Origin of the sequence: Megasphaera paucivorans, from assembly GCF_900103535.1 — a bacterium.
Classification (GTDB): domain Bacteria; phylum Bacillota; class Negativicutes; order Veillonellales; family Megasphaeraceae; genus Megasphaera_A; species Megasphaera_A paucivorans.
Map to the genome: position 1 here is coordinate 1 of NZ_FNHQ01000002.1, position 23425 is coordinate 23425.

At 41.0% G+C, this 23425-nt stretch carries 24 protein-coding genes and 1 tRNA gene; 21 read left to right on the plus strand and 4 right to left on the minus strand.

Going from position 1 to position 23425, the window contains the following annotated elements; all coding sequences use genetic code 11:
* The first annotated feature begins 612 nt into the window (after positions 1 to 612).
* From BLR11_RS01240 to BLR11_RS01285, 10 genes are all read left to right on the plus strand, one after another.
* A complete protein-coding gene (locus BLR11_RS01240) occupies positions 613 to 870 on the plus strand; it encodes a helix-turn-helix domain-containing protein (RefSeq protein ID WP_091647486.1) in 258 nt (85 codons plus the stop codon).
* Positions 871 to 1202: 332 nt separating this feature from the next.
* Positions 1203 to 1544, plus strand: a complete 342-nt coding sequence (locus tag BLR11_RS01245) for a hypothetical protein (protein WP_091647488.1) — start codon at positions 1203 to 1205, stop codon at positions 1542 to 1544.
* A 223-nt stretch (positions 1545 to 1767) separates the two neighbouring features.
* A complete protein-coding gene (locus BLR11_RS01250) occupies positions 1768 to 2343 on the plus strand; it encodes a flavodoxin family protein (protein WP_091647489.1) in 576 nt (191 codons plus the stop codon).
* A 519-nt stretch (positions 2344 to 2862) separates the two neighbouring features.
* Positions 2863 to 5040: an anaerobic ribonucleoside-triphosphate reductase gene (gene nrdD, locus BLR11_RS01255; RefSeq protein WP_091647491.1), complete on the plus strand. Its 2178-nt coding sequence runs from the start codon at positions 2863 to 2865 to the stop codon at positions 5038 to 5040.
* 9 nt (positions 5041 to 5049) lie between these two features.
* On the plus strand, positions 5050 to 5535 hold the full coding sequence (gene nrdG, locus BLR11_RS01260; RefSeq protein ID WP_091647492.1) for an anaerobic ribonucleoside-triphosphate reductase activating protein: 486 nt from the start codon (positions 5050 to 5052) through the stop codon (positions 5533 to 5535).
* 286 nt (positions 5536 to 5821) lie between these two features.
* Positions 5822 to 6784, plus strand: coding sequence for a lactate/malate family dehydrogenase (locus BLR11_RS01265; RefSeq protein ID WP_091647494.1), 963 nt, complete (start codon positions 5822 to 5824; stop codon positions 6782 to 6784).
* A 187-nt stretch (positions 6785 to 6971) separates the two neighbouring features.
* A tRNA-Ala gene (locus BLR11_RS01270) sits at positions 6972 to 7047 on the plus strand.
* Positions 7048 to 7155: 108 nt separating this feature from the next.
* Positions 7156 to 7926 carry an inositol monophosphatase family protein gene (locus BLR11_RS01275; protein WP_091647495.1) on the plus strand — a complete coding sequence of 257 codons (771 nt, stop codon included), beginning with the start codon at positions 7156 to 7158 and terminating at the stop codon, positions 7924 to 7926.
* A 535-nt stretch (positions 7927 to 8461) separates the two neighbouring features.
* Positions 8462 to 8962 (plus strand): GNAT family N-acetyltransferase, encoded by a 501-nt coding sequence (locus BLR11_RS01280; RefSeq protein ID WP_091647497.1) that lies wholly within the window; start codon positions 8462 to 8464, stop codon positions 8960 to 8962.
* Positions 8963 to 9055: 93 nt separating this feature from the next.
* Complete coding sequence (locus tag BLR11_RS01285; protein WP_091647499.1) at positions 9056 to 10225, plus strand: iron-containing alcohol dehydrogenase; 1170 nt, start codon at positions 9056 to 9058, stop codon at positions 10223 to 10225.
* Between the two features lie 110 nt (positions 10226 to 10335).
* Here BLR11_RS01285 and BLR11_RS01290 read toward each other — a convergent pair whose 3' ends face one another.
* The 4 genes from BLR11_RS01290 to BLR11_RS01305 form a co-directional block, all read right to left on the minus strand.
* The gene (locus BLR11_RS01290; RefSeq protein WP_176762827.1) at positions 10336 to 11421 is read right to left on the minus strand and encodes a tyrosine-type recombinase/integrase; all 1086 of its coding nucleotides are present in this window, start codon (positions 11419 to 11421) and stop codon (positions 10336 to 10338) included.
* 142 nt (positions 11422 to 11563) lie between these two features.
* Positions 11564 to 12220, minus strand: a complete 657-nt coding sequence (locus tag BLR11_RS01295; RefSeq protein WP_091647503.1) for a hypothetical protein — start codon at positions 12218 to 12220, stop codon at positions 11564 to 11566.
* Between the two features lie 179 nt (positions 12221 to 12399).
* Positions 12400 to 12663 (minus strand): hypothetical protein, encoded by a 264-nt coding sequence (locus BLR11_RS01300; RefSeq protein WP_091647505.1) that lies wholly within the window; start codon positions 12661 to 12663, stop codon positions 12400 to 12402.
* A complete protein-coding gene (locus BLR11_RS01305; RefSeq protein WP_091647507.1) occupies positions 12660 to 13031 on the minus strand; it encodes a helix-turn-helix domain-containing protein in 372 nt (123 codons plus the stop codon). Before BLR11_RS01305 ends, BLR11_RS01300 begins: the two co-directional genes overlap by 4 nt.
* Positions 13032 to 13238: 207 nt before the next feature.
* On the opposite strand from BLR11_RS01305, the gene BLR11_RS01310 reads away from it, so the two are divergent.
* From BLR11_RS01310 to BLR11_RS01360, 11 genes are all read left to right on the plus strand, one after another.
* Entirely contained in the window at positions 13239 to 13442 is a 204-nt protein-coding gene (locus tag BLR11_RS01310; protein WP_091647509.1) for a helix-turn-helix domain-containing protein, read from the plus strand.
* Between the two features lie 28 nt (positions 13443 to 13470).
* Positions 13471 to 13803: a hypothetical protein gene (locus BLR11_RS01315; RefSeq protein WP_091647511.1), complete on the plus strand. Its 333-nt coding sequence runs from the start codon at positions 13471 to 13473 to the stop codon at positions 13801 to 13803.
* Positions 13800 to 14012 (plus strand): hypothetical protein, encoded by a 213-nt coding sequence (locus BLR11_RS01320; RefSeq protein ID WP_091647513.1) that lies wholly within the window; start codon positions 13800 to 13802, stop codon positions 14010 to 14012. The genes BLR11_RS01315 and BLR11_RS01320 overlap by 4 nt, the downstream gene beginning before the upstream one ends.
* Before the next feature lie 19 nt (positions 14013 to 14031).
* The gene (locus BLR11_RS01325) at positions 14032 to 14325 is read left to right on the plus strand and encodes a hypothetical protein (protein ID WP_091647514.1); all 294 of its coding nucleotides are present in this window, start codon (positions 14032 to 14034) and stop codon (positions 14323 to 14325) included.
* A gap of 31 nt (positions 14326 to 14356) precedes the next feature.
* The gene (locus tag BLR11_RS01330) at positions 14357 to 14776 is read left to right on the plus strand and encodes a hypothetical protein (RefSeq protein WP_091647516.1); all 420 of its coding nucleotides are present in this window, start codon (positions 14357 to 14359) and stop codon (positions 14774 to 14776) included.
* Entirely contained in the window at positions 14776 to 15960 is a 1185-nt protein-coding gene (locus BLR11_RS01335) for a DUF2800 domain-containing protein (RefSeq protein ID WP_176762828.1), read from the plus strand. The genes BLR11_RS01330 and BLR11_RS01335 overlap by 1 nt, the downstream gene beginning before the upstream one ends.
* Positions 15957 to 16526 carry a DUF2815 family protein gene (locus BLR11_RS01340; protein ID WP_091647521.1) on the plus strand — a complete coding sequence of 190 codons (570 nt, stop codon included), beginning with the start codon at positions 15957 to 15959 and terminating at the stop codon, positions 16524 to 16526. The genes BLR11_RS01335 and BLR11_RS01340 overlap by 4 nt, the downstream gene beginning before the upstream one ends.
* Positions 16527 to 16538: 12 nt before the next feature.
* On the plus strand, positions 16539 to 18509 hold the full coding sequence (locus BLR11_RS01345) for a DNA polymerase (RefSeq protein ID WP_091647522.1): 1971 nt from the start codon (positions 16539 to 16541) through the stop codon (positions 18507 to 18509).
* Between the two features lie 217 nt (positions 18510 to 18726).
* The gene (locus BLR11_RS01350) at positions 18727 to 19110 is read left to right on the plus strand and encodes a hypothetical protein (RefSeq protein ID WP_091647524.1); all 384 of its coding nucleotides are present in this window, start codon (positions 18727 to 18729) and stop codon (positions 19108 to 19110) included.
* An 11-nt stretch (positions 19111 to 19121) separates the two neighbouring features.
* Positions 19122 to 20756 carry a PcfJ domain-containing protein gene (locus BLR11_RS01355; RefSeq protein ID WP_091647525.1) on the plus strand — a complete coding sequence of 545 codons (1635 nt, stop codon included), beginning with the start codon at positions 19122 to 19124 and terminating at the stop codon, positions 20754 to 20756.
* A gap of 3 nt (positions 20757 to 20759) precedes the next feature.
* Positions 20760 to 23159, plus strand: a complete 2400-nt coding sequence (locus tag BLR11_RS01360) for a virulence-associated E family protein (protein WP_091647527.1) — start codon at positions 20760 to 20762, stop codon at positions 23157 to 23159.
* Positions 23160 to 23425: the final 266 nt, after the last annotated feature.

The window sequence follows — 23425 nt, forward strand, 5'->3', positions numbered from 1 at the left end:
TGGAACGATTTGTTTGTACATATTACAGTGACTATAATCGAAAGCAAGCTGCTCGAATCCATTTAGGGTTCAATGCGGCCGAAAGTGATTTAGTGAATATGTTTGATAATCCTAATCGGTAAGAACAGCCTAAAATGCTTGCAGGAACGTTTACACATTTATCTTGACACTATCAGTCGAATAGTCGAATATATTAATTAAATAATATGATATTACGATTCCTGTGGGATGACTATATTACATAAAAATCAGTCAGAGAAATTAGGATGATGTCTCTGACTGATTTTTATATTTATGCATTACTATTTTTTTTATATAGAAGTAAAAAAATATATAAATAAATTTTATTTATATATAAATCATCAACCATTAAATATTATTAAATAATCATAATTTATTGCTTTTATGAAACATTATATGTATAAAATTATACAGAGATGCCTTAGCAGTAACCTAATAAAGTTGTTTTTATCATTTAGGTGGATACGAGCACTATCTAGGTAATAAAAGTAATACTGAATTGTGCGATAATATTTATATGAAGAAAACTTGATGCTCGAGTGACAATTTTTAATTATTATAATAAGTATTTTTGTAAACAAGGGGGACACTGTGTGGGTGTGTAAAGAAGTTGTATTTAAACAAATCGGCGCAAAAATTGTCTATTACCGTAAACTGAATGGATTAACACAGGAAAAACTCGCAGGGTTTTCCCACATAAGTACCAGTGCTTTGGGACGCATTGAAAGAGGAAAATATAATCATAATATTTCTGTGGCTGTATTGATTGATATTGCCAATGGTCTCAACATTGATTTTTCTGTTTTGTTTGAGTTCAGTGAAATGGAAAAAAAAATGTGGTATATGTAGGATGATTGCCTGCAGTGTAAAAAAGAAATAAAGAATATGTCTTATAGAAAGCCTGTAAAAAGTTTTTATTTGATACATGGAAAAGACCTATAAATCAAAAGGTATCTTATACATATTTGAGCAATATGTACTATTGATCTGAAACAATTCTATTTGGAAGGCATCCATAATAGTATTTTAAATATTTTTATTAGATATATCCATATTATGAAAACACAGTATTTTTGAAAAAGAATATAGAGTAAAAGCATATGTCTTATAGTTGTAAAAAAAACGAAGATACTGGTTGTGCGGTTTTATTTTTCAAATTTTCTGCAGGAGGGCGGCATTTCATGTATCATATTCCTGATTTCGACACATGCTATAAGAAATATTTTCCTAATGATGCAGATACTTTTATAATGGAAATTTCAGTTGGTAAGTTCGACTATTCAATTGAAGAGTTTACAAAAATATTAATTGACGGAAGAGTGGAACATGATCTTATCAACTTCGTTGAACTTAATGTTTCACGGCCTTTTTGTGCAGCTATTATCATGCATACTGCATATGGCCATTATAAGAGTGATTTGGAAAGCATGTTGAAAAATTTTAATGGAACAAAAGAGTTTGCTGACGAAATGCGAAACATTGCATTGTTGGTAAAAAGTACTGATAATATAAAATCAGGGTAGTGCATCTTGTTGATTTTAAAATTTTTAATATGGTTTCAGTAGAGAAGATGATGAAAACAGACTATCCGGTAATATTCAACAGGTAAAGAAAAATGATTTAATAAATTATATAATAAAAAATTTATTTATTGACAAATTTAAAAAAATCATATAATTTGCTGTATAGGAAGAGTATATTTTTGATTTGGAAATGGTATGCAGTATAATTAATGAGAGGGAATATATGAAATTTTTAATTTTGCAGGGAAGCCCCCGTAAAAATGGGAATACAATGCAATGCCTGCAGCCTTTTTGTGAAACATTGAAGAATGCAGGACATGAGGTTGATTTGGTATGGCTATATGATAAAAAAATTGCCGGATGTCGTGCTTGCCGATTTTGTCAGGAAGATTGGTCGAAATTTACCTGTACTATTCAGGATGATGCAGTTTTTTTGGCGGATCAGATCATGAGCAGTGATTGTATTATCTTAGCAACTCCTATTTATTCTTGGTATTGTACACCTCCTATGAAAGCCTTGTTGGATCGAATGGTATATGGGATGAATATGTACTATGGTGAAAGAAAAGGACCGTCTTTATGGGCGGGCAAGAAAATGGCGATAGTGACGACTTGTGGATATCGACCGGAAAAAGGGGCAGATCTGTTTGAAGAAGGAATTCGTAGATATTGCAGGCATTCCCAACTCCAATATATGGGAATGCTGGCGGAACGGCATTTAGGGTATCAATCTGCATTTATGGATGAGACGAAAGCAGCACATGCCAGGGCGTTTGCTCTGAAACTTTGTAAAGTATAAAACGATATAAGAGATCATAAGAATGCTGCAAGCACGTGATTTAAATAAAATTATATAATCTGGTATAAAAAGAGCGCTGAGGGAACGAACCTTTTTCAGCGGTTTTTTTATGTATGTTCAGTGAATTTTGTGAAATATATGAAGTGAATAAGCCTTTGCACTGTTTTTTATACTAAGTAAAGATAGAACTTAATACTATATTAAACTAATACTATATATAGTATTGTTATTATTATAATCATGATATATAATAGAATATATTGTATATCATGATTGACAATTCCGTGCAATTGCCTTATACTGAAAAAACCGAATATCGGAGTACTTTTAACTAATTTGTAATTTTATAGCAATGGATCGTGTAAATTCAATAGTAAATTTGTTTGGACAAAATACGGCATTTTGAGACAACAGAAAATATATTTTTTGTGCTGTCCTTTTTTATGGCTTCGTGATATCGGAAAAGGTTAGACGCAGTAGAGGTTAAGTTATAATGATATTTGTTTGGAGGGTCAGAGGATGAAAATCATAAAACGTAATGGATCAGAAGAAGTTTTCAACGTAGACAAGATTATTAAAGCTATCGGCAAGGCCAATATTGTTGTAGATGAAAAACACCGATTAAATGCTTTGCAAATCAGCAGTATTGCTGAAAAGGTAGAAAATATATGCAGTGAAATACCACATGCGATGAATGTAGAAGACATACAGGATTATGTGGAAAATGGAATCATGGGATACAATGCGTTTGAAGTTGCACGAAAATATATTACATACCGATATGTTCATTCTCTTATACGGACTAGAAATACGACAGACGATAAAATATTGAGTTTGATTGAATGCAATAATGAAGATGTAAAACAAGAAAATTCTAATAAAAATCCTGCGGTTAATAGTGTGCAGCGTGATTATATGGCGGGAGAAGTGAGCAAGGATCTAACGATGCGGCTGATGCTTCCTAAAGATATAGTAAAAGCCCATGAAGAAGGCATGATACATTTTCATGATGCCGATTACTATGCCCAGCACATGCACAACTGTGATTTGGTCAATTTAGAAGACATGCTGCAACAGGGAACGGTTATAAGTGGTACACGAATTGATCGTCCGCATAGCTTTTCTACAGCTTGCAATATTGCGACGCAGATTATTGCTCAAGTAGCTAGCAGTCAATATGGCGGACAGAGTATCAGCTTAACTCATTTGGCACCTTTTGTGGATGTCAGCAGACAAAAAATTCGCAGAAGTGTTGTGGAAGAATGTATGACACTGGGAGTAGAGACCTCTGCTGAGAAAATAGAAAAAGTTGTTCATAAGAGGCTTCTTGAAGAAATTAGCAGGGGGGTGCAGACTATACAGTATCAGGTGGTTACCTTGATGACCACCAATGGACAAGCGCCTTTTGTTACCGTGTTTATGTATTTGAATGAAGCACGAAATGAACGGGAAAAAGAAGATTTGGCAATGATTATCGAAGAAATGCTGCAGCAACGTATTCAAGGAGTGAAAAATGAAAGCGGTGTGTGGATTACGCCGGCGTTTCCCAAATTGATATATGTATTGGAGCCAGATAACTTGAAAAAAGGGACACCTTATTTTTATTTAACGGAATTAGCTGCAAAATGTACTGCGAAAAGAATGGTGCCAGACTATATAAGTGAAAAAATTATGCTTCAAAATAAAGTCGATAAAAACGGAGACGGTCATTGTTATACTTGCATGGGATGCCGGAGTTTTCTTACCCCTTATGTAGATCCCAAAACGAATAAGGCGAAATACTATGGGCGGTTTAATCAAGGGGTTGTTACGATTAACTTGGTGGATGCAGCGTTGTCCAGTAAGGGAGATATGGAATCTTTTTGGAAAATTTTTGACGAACGGCTAGAACTATGTCATAAAGCATTGATGTGCCGTCATAATCGTCTGAAAGGTACGAAGTCGGATGCGGCACCTATTCTTTGGCAATATGGAGCATTAGCTCGTTTAGATAAAGGAGAAACTATCGATGAACTGCTATATGGCGGTTATTCGACTATTAGTTTGGGTTATGCCGGCTTATATGAATGTACGAAATATATGACGGGCAAATCTCATACCGATCCGCAAGCTACACCGTTTGCATTAGCGGTTATGCAGCATATGAATGATAAATGTACAGCATGGAAAGCAGAACATAATATTGATTTTAGTTTATATGGGACTCCTTTAGAATCGACGACGTATAAATTTGCTAAATGTTTACAGAAACGATTTGGTGTTATCAAAGGGGTAACTGATAAAAATTATATTACCAACAGTTATCACATGCATGTAATGGAACCGGTGGATGCTTTTACAAAACTTAAATTTGAAAGCCAATTTCAACGACTTTCACCAGGGGGTGCTATCAGTTATGTTGAAGTACCGGATATGCAGCATAATCTGGAAGCCGTTGAAGCGCTGCAGCAGTTTATATATGAAAATATTATGTATGCTGAACTGAATACAAAATCCGATTATTGCCAAGAATGTGGGTTTGATGGAGAAATCCAAATTGTTGAAAGTGATGGAAAACTTGTATGGGAATGTCCAAAATGCGGAAATCGGGATCAGAATAAATTAAATGTGGCACGGCGGACGTGTGGGTATATTGGGACTCAATTCTGGAATCAAGGAAGAACCGAAGAAATTAAGGATAGAGTCATGCATTTGTAGGAGAAAAAAATGAATTATGCGAATATCAAGTTTTATGACATTGCCGATGGTCCGGGCGTTCGGGTAAGCCTTTTTGTTTCTGGATGCACACATCATTGTAAAGGATGTTTTAACCCGGAAGCTTGGAGTTTTGAGTATGGGGAACCTTTTACAGAGGCTGTACAACAAAAGATTATAACGGCTATTGCACCGGAATATATCAGTGGACTTACTTTGTTGGGAGGTGAACCGATGGAACCTTGTCATCAAAAAGCATTGGTAAAATTTCTTGATAAAGTAAAAGAAGCGTATCCTGATAAAACGATTTGGTGTTATACAGGCTATACGTATCCGGAGGATTTTAAAGACGGAGGCAAGGCGTATAGTGAGGTTACAAAGAAAATGTTGTCGTATATTGATACGATTGTCGATGGAGAATTCAAGGAAGAACTGAAAGATATATCTCTGCAATTCAGAGGTTCCAGCAACCAGCGTATATTGCAGCTTAAAGAATAAAGTAAAATATTTCATACCTAAATGGTGGACGGCTTTCTCATATAACAGATAAAAATCTAATGTATGGGAGAGCCGTTTTTTAGGAAAAATAAAGGTTTGTTTTGAAGAAAAATAATATACATATTTTTTCAGATAAAAAAGAATGTTATGCATTTAATATTAAAAATAAATTATTATAAAAAAATTAAACAGTAATTCTAAGTTTACGCATTTATATAATAGTGGTATAATGAAAAATTATAATCCCTTAATGCGTATCACTTGCAAATAGATAGGAGAGATGAATATGATAGTAAAGAAAAGAACAGTCGGTGTCATTGGAATGGGACATGTAGGAGCTCATGTAGCATTTACGTTAGGAATGATGGGAATTGCTGATGATATTCTTATTTGTGATAAAAATGAAGATAAACTTTGCAGTGAAAGACAGGATTTAATGGATGCCGTTCAATTTATGCCGCATCGCGTTACATATAGTATTGCCGGGTATGAAGAATTGGGCAATTGTGATGTTATCGTTAACTGCGTCGGCGATATTACACTGGTTGCTACGGGAAGCCGTGATGATGAAATGAAGTTTACTGCGGCACAGGTGGCTGATTATATCCCGAAGGTAATGAAAGGCGGCTTTAACGGAATTTTTGTTAATATTACTAATCCCTGTGATGTTATCACGTATCTTATTCAAAAATTGAGCGGTCTGCCGAAAAATCAGGTTCTTGGCACCGGTACCGGACTTGATACCTCCCGTTTAGTCAGTGCGATTTCTCAGCAGACAGGAATAGAACAAAGCTCCTTTACTGCCTTTATGATGGGAGAACACGGCGATTCTCAAATGGTTCCATGGTCTTTTGTGTCTTTTTCGGGAAAATCATTAAACGAAATGGAACGAGATCCGAAGTTTACATTGAATCGTGAAGATACTAAAAATTTGGCGATCCGTGGCGGCTGGATTACTTACAAAGGCAAGCATTGTACAGAATACGGAATTTGTTCGACGGCAGCAAATATTGTAAAATCTATTTTGCATAACCAGGGAAAAGTGATGGCGGCCAGTGTGCCTTTCCAAGGAGAGTATGGAGAACAGGATATTTATTGTGGCTGTCCGGCTGTTATTGGAGCCAATGGAGTTCAGCATATTGTGGAATATCCTTTGCCGGCTGATGAAATGGCCGAATTCAAAACCTGTTGTGCTAAGATTCGCGGGAATATAGCAAAGGCAGAAGACTTACTTGGAAAAGGAAAATAATAAGAACACAGAAGTTGAATGCGGTGGAAACTATATAAGAACTGCTGTATAGAAAAATGAAGAAATATAATGGATATCCATGTAATAAAGCTTCTCTGTATATGAGAACTGGAAATAGAACTTGATTTATCAATATATCTATGATAAAATATCTAAGCAAGTTCAATTTTGGACTTACTTATTATATGGGGGCGTAGCTCAGCTGGGAGAGCGCTTGCATGGCATGCAAGAGGTCAGGGGTTCGATCCCCCTCGTCTCCACCATAGATACATAACGGCTTGGACTCATGGCATGTTGTCATGAGTTTTTTTATATGTTACTATTTTGTATAAATACTATGCCGTATAAAATACACATTACAGGAGAATATTATGGATTATGAAAAAATCATTCGGGTTGTTCAGACAACTCGACCGTTTTTTGTAGATGATACAAGAGAAATTAAAGTAACTGTTAAAGGAAGATCTGATTTTGTGACACAGATTGATGTGGCTGTTCAGGAGTATTTGCGTCAGGAATTATATCGGCTGGATCCCCAGACTATTTTGATTGCTGAGGAACAGAAACGTATTTACATTAAGCCGGATACCAGCTATTGGATACTGGATCCGATTGACGGTACACAAAATTTTATTCGTCATGTGGGGCTAAGTGCGGTGTCGTTAGCTTATTATAATAAAAAGGATTTGCAATTTGGAGTTATTTATAATCCATTTACGGAGGAAACTTTTTATGCTGTTCGCGGACAAGGGGCTTTTCTAAATGGACGAGCGATTCATGTTACAGAAAATAAAGTTTTAGAAAAATCTCTTATGGCAATCGGGACATCTCCATATGATCGGCAGTTTATTCCAAAAAATTGGGATGTATTCCAAAAGGTATATTGCCGTTGTTTAGATGTTCGTCGTTCAGGCAGTGCCGCTTTAGATTTGGCATACGTAGCAGCGGGACGATATGATGGTTATTTTGAACGAAATTTAAAGCCTTGGGATATGGCGGCGGGAATTATATTAGTGCAGGAAGCGGGCGGACGTGTAAGCGATTATACCGGTAAAGAGATACAGGTTGATTGCAATGCGGATATTTGTGCTGCGAATGGATTTATTAATGAAGAGTTGCTACGTATAATTGGGGAAAAATAAGAACAACAAGAAAATGCTTACAGAATACAGGTAAGCAGAGAAGACCCATATACAATGATGATTAATATGTATAATTAAAATAACAAAAAGGTATTTACTTAAAAATATACTGATGATATAATAAAAGTGTAAAAAGCGGAAAGGATGTGGAATGTTACCCGTTAAAAGCATTGGAAAAGAATCACGCAGTTTACTTCTTGCCCAGATGACCGGTAGCATGTTGAAAAGCAAACTATTAGTTATTGGGATTGTGTATGAAACATTATGTTAATGCATCAATGAGAGACTGTTTGTAAGGTCAAAGGATGTGAGTCCAAAAGGCACTTAAATAGCAAATAGTCTGAGTAGGAAAAGAGATTGCATGACGGTGATTCTTACAACGGAATAGGGGATATGTCCATATCCACATACATGCCGCTTTTCATAAAGGCGATGGCCGGTCGGGTCATCGCCTTTGTTCCGTGTGAAAGGACTATGGGAGCAAAATATATAGGTTAGACAAATTGAATTGGGTAATATATGAGGAGTTCTTTTTATGGAAATTACTATTCGAGCAGCCAGAAGGGCAGACTTAAACCGTGTTGTATATATAGAACAGCAATGTTTTCCAAAAGCGGAAGCGGCAACGTATGAACGTCTTAGTGAGCGGATACATGTTTTTGTTCATTCTTTTTTCGTAGCTGAAAAAAAAGGAGAAGTAATAGGGTTTATTAATGGCTGTGTGACTAAACAACGAAAACTGACAGATGATTTATATGAATCCACGATGTTTCATGATGATAAAGCGGATTATCAAATGGTTTTTGGATTAGATGTACTGCCATCAGAACAGCATCAGGGCATTGCTAAAATGTTGATGAAAGCATATATTGCAGCAGCTCATGAACGAAATAAGAAGGCCGTTATATTGACGTGTAAAAAACATTTAATTCCTTTTTACAAACAATTTGGATATACGTGTGAAGGGCGGTCAGGTTCTTTGCATGGAGGTGCCGTTTGGTATGATATGATTTTGTTATTGCACGAAAAAACGTAATTATATATTTTTTTTTATAGAAGGAAAAATATAAAGAGAATTGTAAGACATCTATTTTCATGAAGACAGATACGGTAAAAGGAGCGATATGGCATGTTAGGAAACTTTTGTTATTCTAATCCGACTACGTTGTATTTTGGTGATAAAGCATTAGATAATCTAAAAAAAGAACTTGTCCATTATGGAGAAAAGATACAATTGGTATACGGCGGCGGTTCTATTAAAAAAAATGGTATTTATGACCAAATCATTTCAATACTGCAGGAAGCTGGTAAAACTATCATTGAAGATGGGGGAGTAATGCCGAATCCAACGATAGAGAAAGTATATGAAGGAAGTAAATTAGCCTGCCAGAACCAGGTTGATTTGATCTTAGCAGTTGGTGGGGGTTCTGTTTGCGATTATGCTAAAGCGGTATCTGTTTCTGCCTATTGTGAAAAAGATCCGTGGGATACATATTTTTTACAAATGAAGAAAGTGGATAATGCAGTTATTCCAGTAGGTTGTGTATTGACTATGGTGGGGACTGGCTCAGAAATGAACGGGGGAGCTGTTATTACTAACCATGAACAAAAGTTAAAAATAGGACGCGTTTTTGGACCCGCGGTATTTCCAAAATTTTCTATTCTAAATCCTGTTTTCACTTTTACTGTGCCGCGATATCAAATGGTGGCTGGTATTTATGACATTATGTCACATATTCTTGAACAATATTTTTCCGGTCAAGATGACAATACGTCCGATTATATTAGTGAGGGTTTGTTGAAATCGCTGATTTACAGTTCCCGGATTGCAGTAGAACATCCTTGTGATTATGAAGCAAGAAGCAATATTATGTGGATTGCTTCTTGGGCGTTAAATACTTTGATTGCTAAAGGTAAATCGACAGATTGGATGGTACATATGTTAGGACAGGCAGTTGCTGCCTATACGGATGGTACACATGGAATGACGTTGTCCTCAGTGTCTATGCCGTATTATCGGTTTATTTTACCTTACGGATTAAAAAAATTTAAACGATATGCTCAGCATGTTTGGGATGTCCGTACAGAAAACAAGAGTGATGAAGAAATAGCTGGTGAGGGATTGGATCGAATGGAAGCGTATTTAAAAGAAATTGGCTGTGTTATGAGTATAAAGGATTTTGGGGTTACTGCAGATATGATGGAAGACATATGCGATTCCGTTTTTATTTTAAAAGGGGGATATCACGTATTGACACGGGAAGATGTGATTCGCATTTTAACGGAAAGCTTGTGTTGAAAAAGAGTGTTAGACAAATCAGTGGATTCATTTTATAATGAAATATAATTTTCATGAATGGATGCTTAAACACGGCGTTTTTTGTAAATTCGTCAAAAATACGTCAAAAATTAGATGCAAAAAATTTTGTTTATATCTTCTTTGGCTTTTTCTCGCATCTCGTCTGTATAGTGGACGTATGTTTTTAACACTGTTTCAGTCTTATCTCCTAAAAGGGCAGCCACGGTGCGTATGTCGACGCCGTTTGCCAGTAGGAGCGTGGCGTAAGTATGCCGTAAGTTGTGAATACTGATATCCGGGCGCGAGATATGTATCTGTCTATTTATTCGGACCGGATTTACCCCCTTAAATATTCGTTTATCAATGTTCAAAGGAACCGTACAGCGATATTCTTTTAATAGTGTTACAAGTGCATCGGGGATAGGTATTTCTCGATTTCCATTTGTATTTTTTGTCGGTTTAAGGCCATAGATATTTTTATCTATGGCTCCATATTGCTGACAAACTGTTATTGTCTTTCTTTTTACATCCACTGCATCCCACGTGAGGCCAGCTATTTCGCCATAGCGCAATCCTGCGTATCCTGCAATGGCCACTACAACATAAGCGGCATAGTCGGAATTACGAAGACTGTTTAGTAAATCCATAAATTCACTTTGGCTAAGAGCGTGAAGCTTTTTATTTTCCTTGTCCTTAGGAACAATGATGTCGGTAGCGGGGTTATGCATGAGGATTTTGTATGGGGATATAGCATACCGAAATAATCTTTTTATTTTTATCATATATAACTGTTTTGTGCTTGCCCGGCAAGATAGATTATTAAGACAGTCGACAATATCAGCATACGTGATTTTTACTATTTCCCTGTCGGAGATAGTATTAAAAGCATCTATGGCCTGGTCATAAGTAGAGCGTGTATTATATTCGAGATTACTCTTTTGATCACGTAAAAACAGTTCTTTTAGTTGACGGAGCGTGAGATGCTGCATACCGCAGTTCTCTGATTCTACGTTCACCGTTTCTTTTACCTGCTCCAATAATTTATCTCCAGCAAGTTTGGCCAAGGCTCTCCGGTTTTTCCCTTTGAACCCCTGCTTAGACCTTTGATGCCATTTTCCGTATGCGTCTTTGTATGACAGGATAACTTGGATTCCGTTGTCCTTCTCACGAAATGTGAAAGTGTATTCTAATTGCATTCTATTAACCCCTTTCATGTGTAAAAACAGGGGCTGATATGTTATAATAATAAGGTAATCAGCCCATTTTGATTGGTGGTGCGATTGCGTTCTCCCGTTGCCGGTTGCACCCGGTGACGGGATTTTTTGTTTTTAAAGTATTCTATTGCAATTTTCCAATAACTACCAAATGTGTGAATGATCCGCCTATTTTGTTTTTTACATCGGTTCGACCCACAGGATACCCATATAGAGTTATTTGTTGTCCAACTTGGGTATTATTAACGTTTCCGGCAATCAGAGCGTCTATAATTACATTTTTACTGGATTCGATGACAATTTCGCAGGCTTCGCCCCCTAGCGCCTTAGATAGATCATTGTCAGGTGGGTTATTTTCGGCGATAGCTACCCTGCCTGTGAAAGAAATTACCTTGCCATAGTAGTTCCATGGTGACTTATAGACAACAGTTGCATCTTGAGACTCGGCAATGGGCGCCAGGGCTCTATGCTTTTTTATTTCCCCAATAGCTAGTTTTATGTTGCCATTTTTTAGTGCATCAGGATCGGACTTATTCCATTGTACTGTTTCTTCCTGTGCTGTTTTGGCCATAGGATCAGATGAGGATAGCTTTTGCGTGGAACTGGTAGAGAAAATTGCACCAATAGCAAAGATAATGATGGCGATAGTACTAATTAAAGCTGCTTTTCCTCTAGTTTTCTTTTCATCTGTCCCCCATCGAATAATTAAGCAAGGTTTCATTAACCCTAAAATTAAAGAAATAATAGCAAGAAAAAATAAAATAGTAAATAAAATAATCATAATTAATTTTCCCCCCTATCTAAAAATAAGAGTATTAATATAAATTACAAATACATAGAACAAATGATAACTCTACCTAATATTTGTAGTTTAGCTTTTTCCGAAATTAATTTACATGCCTAGTAATATTTTTCCGAAACGTTAAAAATGGAAACTTATAGTAGCGAATCTCTTTTGCATTAAGCGACAACAAAAAATTGTATATCTGGTAGATCTGATTTTGAAACCTCTTGTCCATGTAGTAAATGCTCTAATACATCCGCATGAGCATTGGCGTCAAAATCACCACATTGAATATGGCTTACCTCGTGTAAAACGGCTTTAACTTGGTTGTTATGATCAATCAAAGAGTTTACAAAAATGGTATATGTACCGTCCACATTAGGGTGTACCAAGGCTTTCATGTGCAAAGGCATTGCTTTATAAATAAGAATAATATTCAATCATCAATGCCCTCTTTCTTTTTTAATTCGTTGATCATGTTGATAGCAAAATCAATATCTTTTTTATTCAAGTCCTTAGAAGCGTCAAAAAGAATACGCATTTTAGGATTGGTACGCAATTCCTCAGCTATCTGCGCTATTTCTGGATCGTGGTACCAGCCTTGGGAGTCATTCTGAGCATCGTCTGCTAAATCTTCAACCCGAATATTTAGTTTAGTGGCCACCTTAATTACATTGTCAACACTTGATTTGGCTATTCCCTTATTTAACATGGATATTAATGTTGTATATGGTATGTTAATTTCTTTTGCAAAAGATTTTATAGTGTATCCTTGAGATTCTATCAGGTCTCTTAAATTAATACTCATTTGTTAGTCACCTCTTGCCTGTTATTATATACGGTATATCGTATCAAGTCAACGATATACCGTATATTTTTATGTAAATTGTAAAAGTATTTGATAAAACACAACAATATATACGGTATATCGTATTGACAATACAGCATATCATGTTATACTAAACACGTAATACGATACATCGTATTTTTGAGCGTATAGAAAGGGGGTGTGAACATGTATCAAAATTTAATAAAAGAAATGGCAAATAAGCATATTGTCCAAAGTCAAATATCTGATCTATTGGAAATTCGCCCTGCCACTGTTAGTGACAAAATACAGGGAAAATCTAGATTTTATTTTGATGAGGCGATGAAGATTAAAAAAGTTTTTTTTCCCGCCTTTGATATGGAATACCTTTTTTATTCCGCAGACAACTAAGTTTAATACTAGAAAGTGAGGTGACAAAATGGAAGAAAAAACAGTAATTTCAAAACAGGAACTTGCCAAACGTTGGGGCTGCTCAACAAAAGCTATCGAAGAGAGGGAACATGTGGGGCTGATTAAACGCCGTCACGGATTACCTAATGTGATGTACCGTATGAGAGAAGTCTACGAGCTTGAGGGACTTGACGAAAAAGACCGTCATACGATTAGCCCGTTTGAGTATCATCAAGCCATTGTGCGGGCTGAAAATGCCGAGCAGAAAGTTAAGGAACTGCGGTCTAAAATGGCCCAGGTGGCAGTCGTCATCAATGGCGAAATGTTGAAGCAGGCTGATCGAGAGGTGAATGAGGGATGAATGCCACAAAAGACACTATTGGTTCCCCGTGGTGGTTTGTCAACACCAATTATGAAAAGAGGCAGGAACTAAATGCCATTTGTTATAGCAAAGCCACCGACTATGGCGAACCCGCAACAATTAAGGACGCCCTGGAAATTGTTTTTTGGTTTGGGGTGTATGCCGGAATGGGATGCCTGCTGGCATACGGCTTATGGGAAGTTGTGTGAGGAGGTGAAAAGTGAGTAAATGGATATTATTTTAATTGCAAGAGAGGTACTTGAACGGTATAAGAAAATTGAGGGCGAAAAATATGACCCTTCAGAAGGTGAATTAGTAGCAATTTTAAAGGATGGTGTTATGCAAATCGGATTGGATGATACCAATCAATTAAAAATTAATGTTGTTCTAGGAAGACCACTTAACTGCAAAGATTTAAAAATATTAGACAATGGAAAAGCCGTTGACACAGCAATGTCAACGGCTCTGCAAAAAAAATTATTAGTTCAAGGTAACTATAGCACAAAAGGAAGTAATTTGTAAATGTTTCACATTCGAAGGGAGATTATAAATTATGGATATTAATGTACATGTAATACTAGATGAATCACCGGCACTGCTTACCACGCTGAACACTTTTAGCGAAGTACTGAAGGAATTTTTACAGAAAAAAAACACAAATGTTATTACCATAGCACCACAGATTACGAAAGCCGTTCCTGAAAAAATAGTTACTAAACCTGTCGAAACAAAAGCTCCGGAAACCCCGCAGGCAGTACCGGTAGAAGTACCCGTAGAAGAACCAACGGATGCCGTTATTACGGACGAACAAAATCAGGAGCTCCGCAAAAAAATGACACCGCTGCTCAAAAAGGATAAAACCAAAACGATGGATGCGGCCAATGCGTGGCTGAAAGCAAATAAGCTGGATCGCTTATCTCACATGATGCAGTCCCAAATGCCTGATTTCCTGAAAGCAATCGGGGCAGAATAATGGGAGAACATGCATTGTTGTCCGCTTCCAGCTCGAGTCGATGGCTGGTATGTACGCCCTCGGCTCGGATGGAGGAAAAGCTCACTGATACGACAAGCCCATATGCGGAAGAAGGTACCCGGGCGCATGCCTTGGCGGAGCAATGGCTGAAGGAGTATGTTGCTACTGGATATTTGGATGAGGGTACGTTAGCAATGGACGCCCATGATACAGACGGTGAAATGATGGAAGCCGTAAGGCGCTATGTAGATATTGTCATCGAAAAAATCAATGAAGCGCGGACTGTTTCACCGGATGCCGAAGTACATATCGAATACCACCTGGACTATTCACCCTGGGCTCCTGAAGGATTTGGGACGGGCGATACGGTGATCGTATCAGACCACTATATAGAAATTGTGGATCTGAAATATGGAAAAGGGGTACCTGTTTCTGCCGTAGGAAATACGCAGATGCGGTTCTACGCACTCGGGGCGCATAATGCGTTCGGTATCTGCTACGGTTACGACAATGTTAAAATGACGATCGTGCAGCCGCGGCTGGACAGCGTTTCTACGGATGAAATATCTATTGCGGAACTGCTTGCCTGGGGTACACAGATCCGCCCCATTGCGCAACAGGCGTGGGATGGTAAGGGCGCCCCGGTAGCGGGAGTGCATTGCCGGTTTTGCCGGTGCCGCACTACGTGCCGGGCGTTGGCAGATTATATGCTGTCTTCTGTTAAAAAAGACTTTGCACCCGGTGCGGAGCTGGAAGACTGGGAAATTTCAGATATTATCTTAAAGGCCAAGGAAATAAAATCTTGGTTGAAGGATATCGAGGATTATGCACTCTCCGAGGCTCTTTCCGGTACCACCTGGCCGGGGCTGAAAGTGGTAGAAGGTATCAGTCGGCGCAAGATTACCGATGAAGACAAAGCGGCATCGATCCTGCAGCTGAATGGGTATGAACACGATACCGTATATAAACCCCGCGAGCTCAAAACCATTACGGAATTAGAAAAATTATGCGGGAAGAAGCATTTCAGCGAACTATTAAAGGAATTCATTGAAAAACCGGAAGGCAAGCCAACGCTGGTTTCAGAAACGGATCGGCGGGAACCGATGCCGTTACAGGATGTTGCCGACGATTTTGATGATACGTTATTAGAAGATTTTATTCAAAAAGGAGATAAAACATTATGACAGTTAAGATTTCTACAGGAGTAGTACGAATCAGTTATGCAAATATTTGGGCGCCAAAAGAAACGCCGTCCGGAACCATGAAATATAGTTGTTCGCTTCTTATCCGTAAAGATGATAAGAAGACACTGGCTAAAATCAGCGAAGCGCTGAAGCAGGTTAAAAACGATTCTGCCTCTAAAGAAAAATGGGGAAAAGTTGTAAAAGAACTGCATATGCCGATCCGGGACGGCGATACGGATCGCCCAGGTGATCCGAATTACGAAGACTGCTATTTTATCAATGCGAATGCCAACGAAGACAGGGCCCCTAAAATTGTAGACCGTGACAGAAACGAAATTCTCGATAAGTCGGAGGTATATAGCGGATGCTACTGCCAAGCGGTTATTACATTTTATCCGTATGCAGCCTCTGGCAATAAAGGCATCGGATGCGGATTGCAGGGCCTGCGAAAAATTAAGGACGGCGAACCGCTTAGCGGTTCTGTGGTGACCGACAGTGATTTCAGTGATGAGGATATCGAAGACGATGCGTTCGGCGGAAACAGCAGCGTGGATGATTTATTTTAGGAGCTGAGAAATATGAGAACGCTCGCAATAGATATAGAAACCTACAGCGACGTCAACCTAATCAAATACGGAGTCTACAAATATGTAGACTCCGATGCTTTTACCATCCTGCTGTTCGGTTACAGTTTTGATGAAGATCCGGTCACGGTCATTGATATGACGCGACAGGAATTACCGGATGACCTAATTACGTGCCTGTACGATATCGATATCATCAAAACGGCCTTTAATGCCAACTTTGAAATAACATGTTTAAGCAAGTACTTGCAGCGCAGAAATTTACCGCCCCTGCAGACAGCGCAGTGGGAATGCTCCAGCGTACTTGCCTGCTACAATTCCCTGCCTACGGGTTTGGCCAACGTGGCCAAGGTATTACACTTCGGGGAGGACAAGCAGAAAGATGCGCGGGGCAAAGCCCTGATCCGATATTTTTCAATGCCCTGTAAACCAACTAAGGCTAATGGAGGGAGAACGCGAAATATGCCGGCAGATGCCCCGGACAAATGGGTCGAGTACATAGAGTATAACCGGCAGGACGTCGTGGTGGAAAAGGCAATCCGGAGAAAGCTGTTAGCCTTGCGGCCGCCGGATACCGAACATCAGGTGTGGTGCCTGGATCAGAAAATAAACGCTGCAGGTATTGCCGTGGATCAAACGTTGGTAAATAATGCAGTCATTATGAACGTGATACATCATGACACGCTGATGGAGGAAGCTACGGAGATTACGGGGCTTTCCAATCCGAACAGTGTCATGCAGCTAAAAGAATGGATGGAAGAGCAAGTAGGACGTCCGTTGGAATGCATGGATAAGAAAGCCGTGCAGGAACTTTTGGCAGAAACAGACTTACCGGTGAATGTGCGGCGTATCCTGGAAATTCGGCAGTTATTAGGAAAGACCAGTATCAAGAAATATGAAGCCATGGCAGGATCCATGGCCAAAGACGGCCGGTGCCGGGGCATGCTCCAGTTTTATGGGGCAGCGCGTTCCGGACGCTGGGCTGGGCGCATCATCCAGCTGCAGAACCTGCCACGAAACAGCATGCCGGACTTGGATACGGCGCGGAATCTCGTAAAAGATGGTGATCTCGACGTCATGGAAATGCTGTATGATAACGTACCCGATGTATTATCCCAGCTCGTACGTACCGCACTCGTAGCACCGGAAGGAAAACGGTTTATCATTGCCGACTTCTCGGCGATCGAAGCCCGTGTCATTGCGTGGCTTGCCGGAGAAACATGGCGCATGAACGTATTTGCCGAAGGCGGTGACATTTATTGTGCATCTGCTTCTTCCATGTTTCACGTTCCTGTCGTGAAGCACGGCATCAACGGAGATTTGCGACAGAAAGGAAAGGTCGCCGAACTGGCCTTAGGTTACGGCGGTGGACCGCATGCTCTTGTTATCATGGGGGCACTGGAAAAGGGACTGTCCGAAGAAGAACTGCCGGATATCGTAGAAAAATGGCGTGCGGCATCGCCTAAAATTATTCAGTTTTGGGGCGCTGCCGACAGAGCCGCTAAAAATGCTATTCGTACCCGTAAACCACAGCGCATTAAGCAGGGCGGCCTTATATTCCGGGTTGCAAAAGGCGCCTTATTTATTGAATTGCCCAGCGGTCGGCATCTGGTGTACATCCATCCGCGGATCGGTACGAATCGATTCGGTGGAGAATCCATTGAGTATATGGGGATGGAACAGACAAGCCGTAAATGGGGGCGCCTTGAAACCTATGGCGGTAAGTTAGTGGAAAACATTGTGCAGGCCGTGGCCAGAGATTGTTTGGCAATTGCTATGATACGCCTGGATAAGGCGGGTTATAAAATAGTGGCGCATGTGCACGATGAAGTGATTTGTGAAATGCCGGAAGGGCAGGGAAGTCTGAAAGAAGCCATTGCTATCATGACACAGAATGTTTCCTGGAATGAAGGACTCGTACTGAATGCCGACGGATTTGAAACTAACTATTATATGAAAGATTAAGGGAGAAAAAACTATGCGCTCAGAAAGCAACTTTTACAAATATTCTAAATTAAAGTATTCGTGGGCACTGAATAGCGCGATTGCTTGTATTATCGATTACGCAACACAACATAATTGCGACGGTTGCCCTCTCAAAGGGTCGGGGGAAAATAAGCGTTCAAACAGCTGTAAGAATCGTTTAATTAAATATTTTATGAAAGATTAGGAGTTGATTACTATGGAATTAACAGAATATACGCTCAACAAACAACGAGAAATGGCACAATCAATCAAGAATTTATTGGAACAAGAAATTGTAAATACAACAGATGAAATTCGGCTGTCGGATATCAAGACGGGAGTAGATTACTGCAATGGCGCGATTGTTTCCTGCCGGTTGGCCGCAGAGATTCTGAAGCAGCAGAAGGAAGCAAAAAAAGCAGAAGAGGCAACAGCAGAACCGACTACACCACCTGTGGATGAAAAAACTACTGCAGATGAAGCGAAACCTGCAACCGAAGATAAACCAAAAAAACGGTCTCACCACAGAACCGCTAAGCCCCCAGTGGAAGAACCGGCAGTAGAGGAAGACATTACCGCTGATCTGGATGACCTGTTTTAGGGGGTGTCGGTATGAAAATACTAGGATACGCGGAAACAGGCCTTTTGTGGGATGTGGTGCAGCAGTATAGAGGGGGTAGTTATTATGACGGAACGGAGAGTTACCCAGCAATACAGATGCACGTAGACTGCGGGCATATGTTTAGCTGTAGGTGGCATCTTGAGGATCACTACTGTCATACATATGATGAGGGGCAGCACTTTTACTGCCCTAAATGCGGAGCTCAGCTAATAGCTTATATGGGGTATTTCTACGAGACGGACCGCGAAGAATGTATACCACTCCAGATGTGGTTTCGGGTAACGGAGACGGCGACCACGGTAAACCTGGAAATAAAATATCAGGCAGTCCAGAGCACACCACGAGAAGAACCGCTGGGACTTATCCGGCAGCAGCGTAGACAACGGTGTACCCTGCAGGCGGATATCAAGAACCAGTGCCTGTATATCAAAACATCGGCAGGGACGACTACGGTAGATATGGTGGCGCACCCCGATTGGCCGGAAACAACACCGTTGCGATATTTGACATATAAATCAAAAGCTTCTCGCGAACGCAAAGGGATAACCGATATTTTTAAGTTATGGCGGCAAACAATCGAACAAAAAATATGTAAAAAGCTGGGATATCATGTTCCTTCTATGTATGTAGGAACGTCGCTGCAGGGCCGGTATGGTATGTTCTTTAATGCTTTACAAAACATTGCCTGGCGGTTGGCCGCTCCGACAGCCCCTAAGTATGATCGAGATTCATGGGAGGTCCTCAAAAATTATGATTCAGAGGTGCTGGACTATGAAAAAGAAGTGTTAGCACGTACGAGTAAAGGGCAGGAATATTACTCTGCCGTATGTGATGCCTTTGCACTGCCGCAGAAGAAGGCAATGCGTAAGGCGCTGAAAGACAAAGGCCTCTTTTCAGAAATATTATTCCAAAGAGCGCAGCACATCACTTCCAATTTTGATATGCTGCTGCGTATCGGGCAATCTATTGGACCTGTTAGGGGGGCAGGCCGTTACTATAGTGAGTATGGGTGCGAAGGTGCTGGATTTTGGCGTAATGAAGAGGTCATGAAATTTCTGCGACGAATTGCCCGCTTCTATAACGATGAAACGGTAATGCGCCTTTTAACGAAGTACTGCGAAACTCTTCAAGATACAGCACGCATGTATGTACAGCTGACTCCTAAAAATAAAAAAGTGTTCTGGCGGCAGCCTCATGTTGGCGCCCGGGATTTACACGATGCGGTTATGGCGCTGCACGACAAGCAGAAGTATGCGAACCGGGTCATCCCGCAGACGCGGGAAATGAAGGCACTGCGGGACAGAATCAGCGGACTGGAGTTTTACACGCCGGAAGGTACACATCAATTGAATGCCATCAGCGCAGCACTCCATAATTGTGTGAAGTCCTATGGTGACCGGGCCGTGAAGCATCAATGCATCATCGTAGGAGTACGTACCGGTGACACGATACTGGCCTGCATCGAAGTACGACAAGGAACCTTGATACAGGCCAAGCTGCTGCAGAATAAATTGGCGTCCAGCGACGCACGGATGAACAGCATCATCTGCGGATGGGTGCAAAAACATCATTTGACACCCTGCTCCGATCTGCAGATGCCGGAACAGGAGCAGAAAGCGGTGTAACCTATGAAGTACGATTTACAGTTTGATATAGCAACAGGGGCCAACCGGTTTGCGGAGGTCTGGCGTACAAAGCCTATTTTGTGGTCGGAGTTTCTGCATAAGCTGGAGACTCCGGCCCGGACAGGCGAAACCGCAGCCGAGTACAGGACTTTTAAAAAGTCGGATAAGGACAAGGCAAAGGACGTCGGCGGCTTTGTCGGCGGCAAACTGAAAGGCGGCCGCCGGCTGCAGCAGAATGTGATACACCGCCAGCTGGTTTGCCTGGATGCGGACCATGTGGATGACATGGATACATTTCTGCTGCTGGTAGATTTGGCCGTCGGGCATTATGCCTGGGCTTTATATTCTACCCACAGCCATACATCGGAATCTCCACGGCTGCGGCTTGTGATACCGCTTTCAGAACCCATACCGGCGGAAGCGTATCCGGCTGTTGCCCGGCGTATTGCCGATACTATCGGCATCGGTCAGTTTGATGTTACTACCTATGACGTCCACCGACTCATGTACTGGCCGTCAGCACCGCAGGATGGCACGTACATCTTTACCTATAATGACGCACCGCCTATACCGCCTGCGGACGTACTGGCTACGTATGAAGACTGGCATGACACGGCAGAGTGGCCTGTAGGTCCTACGGAAGTAAAAGCACGACAGACGGAGGCCAAACATCAAGGGGAACCGGCGGAAAAACCGGGACTTATCGGGGCTTTCTGCCGACAGTACACGATCACGCAGGCTATTGAAACATTTTTAAATGAGGTATATCTCCCGACGGGGCATGAAGACAGATACACATATGCCGAGGGCAGCACGTCTGCCGGGTTGGTGCTCTATGATGATAAATTTGCGTATTCCCATCACGGAACGGATCCGGCATCCGGAAAATTATGCAATGCGTTTGATCTGGTGCGGATCCATACGTTCAGTCATCTGGATGACGATACCGACGACCGGACGCCTATCAACAAACGGCCTTCCTACGTGGCCATGATGAAACTGGCAGGAAATGACGAAGCCACGAAACAAGAACTGGCAGAACATGATATGGCCGAGATTAGAGGGCTCATGACGGATGACGGCTTGGACCTTCCGGACGCAGAGCAGGACCAGTCCTGGCTCAAACACTTAGAACGTGGCAAGAACGCGGCCATTAAGCCGACGGCCGAAAACTTCATTTTGATTTTATCGCACGATCCCCTATTAAAAGACAGTTTCGGTTTAGACGACTTTTCTCACCGCATCCTGCTGAAGAAAGATTTGCCCTGGCACCGCAGCCAGGAAGGAGTTATCTGGCGTGATGCCGATGACGCGAGTCTCCGGAACTATCTGTCCAAGTATTACAAACTGACCGGCCGGGGCGTCATCGATGACGCATTGACAGAGGTCATGGCGCAGAACCGGTTTCATCCGGTCCGGGAGTATTTAAAAGGCTTGCACTGGGATGGCGTCAAGCGGGCAGAAACGCTTTATATTGACTATCTGGGCGCCGAAGACAACACGTACGTGCGCACGGTCACGCTGATACACTTAAAGGCCGCTGTCGCACGCGTGCTGCATCCGGGTATCAAGTTTGATCCCTGCATCGTTCTCTCCGGTCCACAGGGTATTGGCAAGTCTACAGTACTGGCTAAGCTGGGCCGGCAGTGGTTCAATGATTCTATCGTCAGCCTGCAGGGAAAGGATCCCATGGAACAGCTGCAGGGCAGCTGGATGATTGAGCTCTCTGAAATGCAGGCGGCCAACAAAGCGGAAAATGACCAGATTAAAGCGTTTATTTCTAGGCAGGTGGATAAGTTCCGGGCACCCTACGGCAGGCGTACGGAAGAATTTCCCCGCCAGTGCGTATTTGCGGCAACAACCAATGATTATATTTTTCTGAAGGACCGCACAGGTGGCCGAAGGTTTTGGCCGCTGTTTGTGCAGGGAAGTGACCGGGATATCGGGGAGATAGATATAGACCAGATATGGGCAGAGGTGTATGAGGCCTATCGACAAAATGACAGCTTACTGCTGCCGGCAGACGTGGCCAAGACGGCCGCAGAACTACAGGAGGCGCATACAGAAGGCAGTGAAAAGGCAGGGTTGATACAGGATTATCTGGATAAGAAACTGCCGGAAAACTGGGATAGCTTAGACTTGTATGACCGTAAGGCCTATTTAGAGGACTACGACGAGAGGGCACCCGATGCCGTCGTCGTACGAAAACGGGTATGCATCCTGGAGATATGGTGCGAAGCCATGAACGGCAGCCGACCGCAGTTAACAAACGCCGTTGCCCGAGAACTCAACAGTATCATGCAGGGAATGCGAGGATGGATGCCATATAAAGAACGAAGTGGGAAATTACGTTTTGGGAATATCTACGGCCTGCAAAGGGCCTACATTCGAATAAAACGTTAGAATTAATGTATAAAATTATTATTTTTGGTGTTACCAATTATTTTCAAGTGTTACCAATTATTAGGAAAAACGATGTTACCAATTATTTAGTATTATACAAAAAGTAGAGAATTAGAAAGTAAGGTGTTACCAATTATTTTTTTTGGTAACACCAATTGGTAACACCTTTGAGCTAGATAGGGACTGAATTTAGTAACTGTTGTTACCAATGTAACCAATTCTATATAGAGATATATGAAAATGAAACTTTAGACACGTGTACGCGC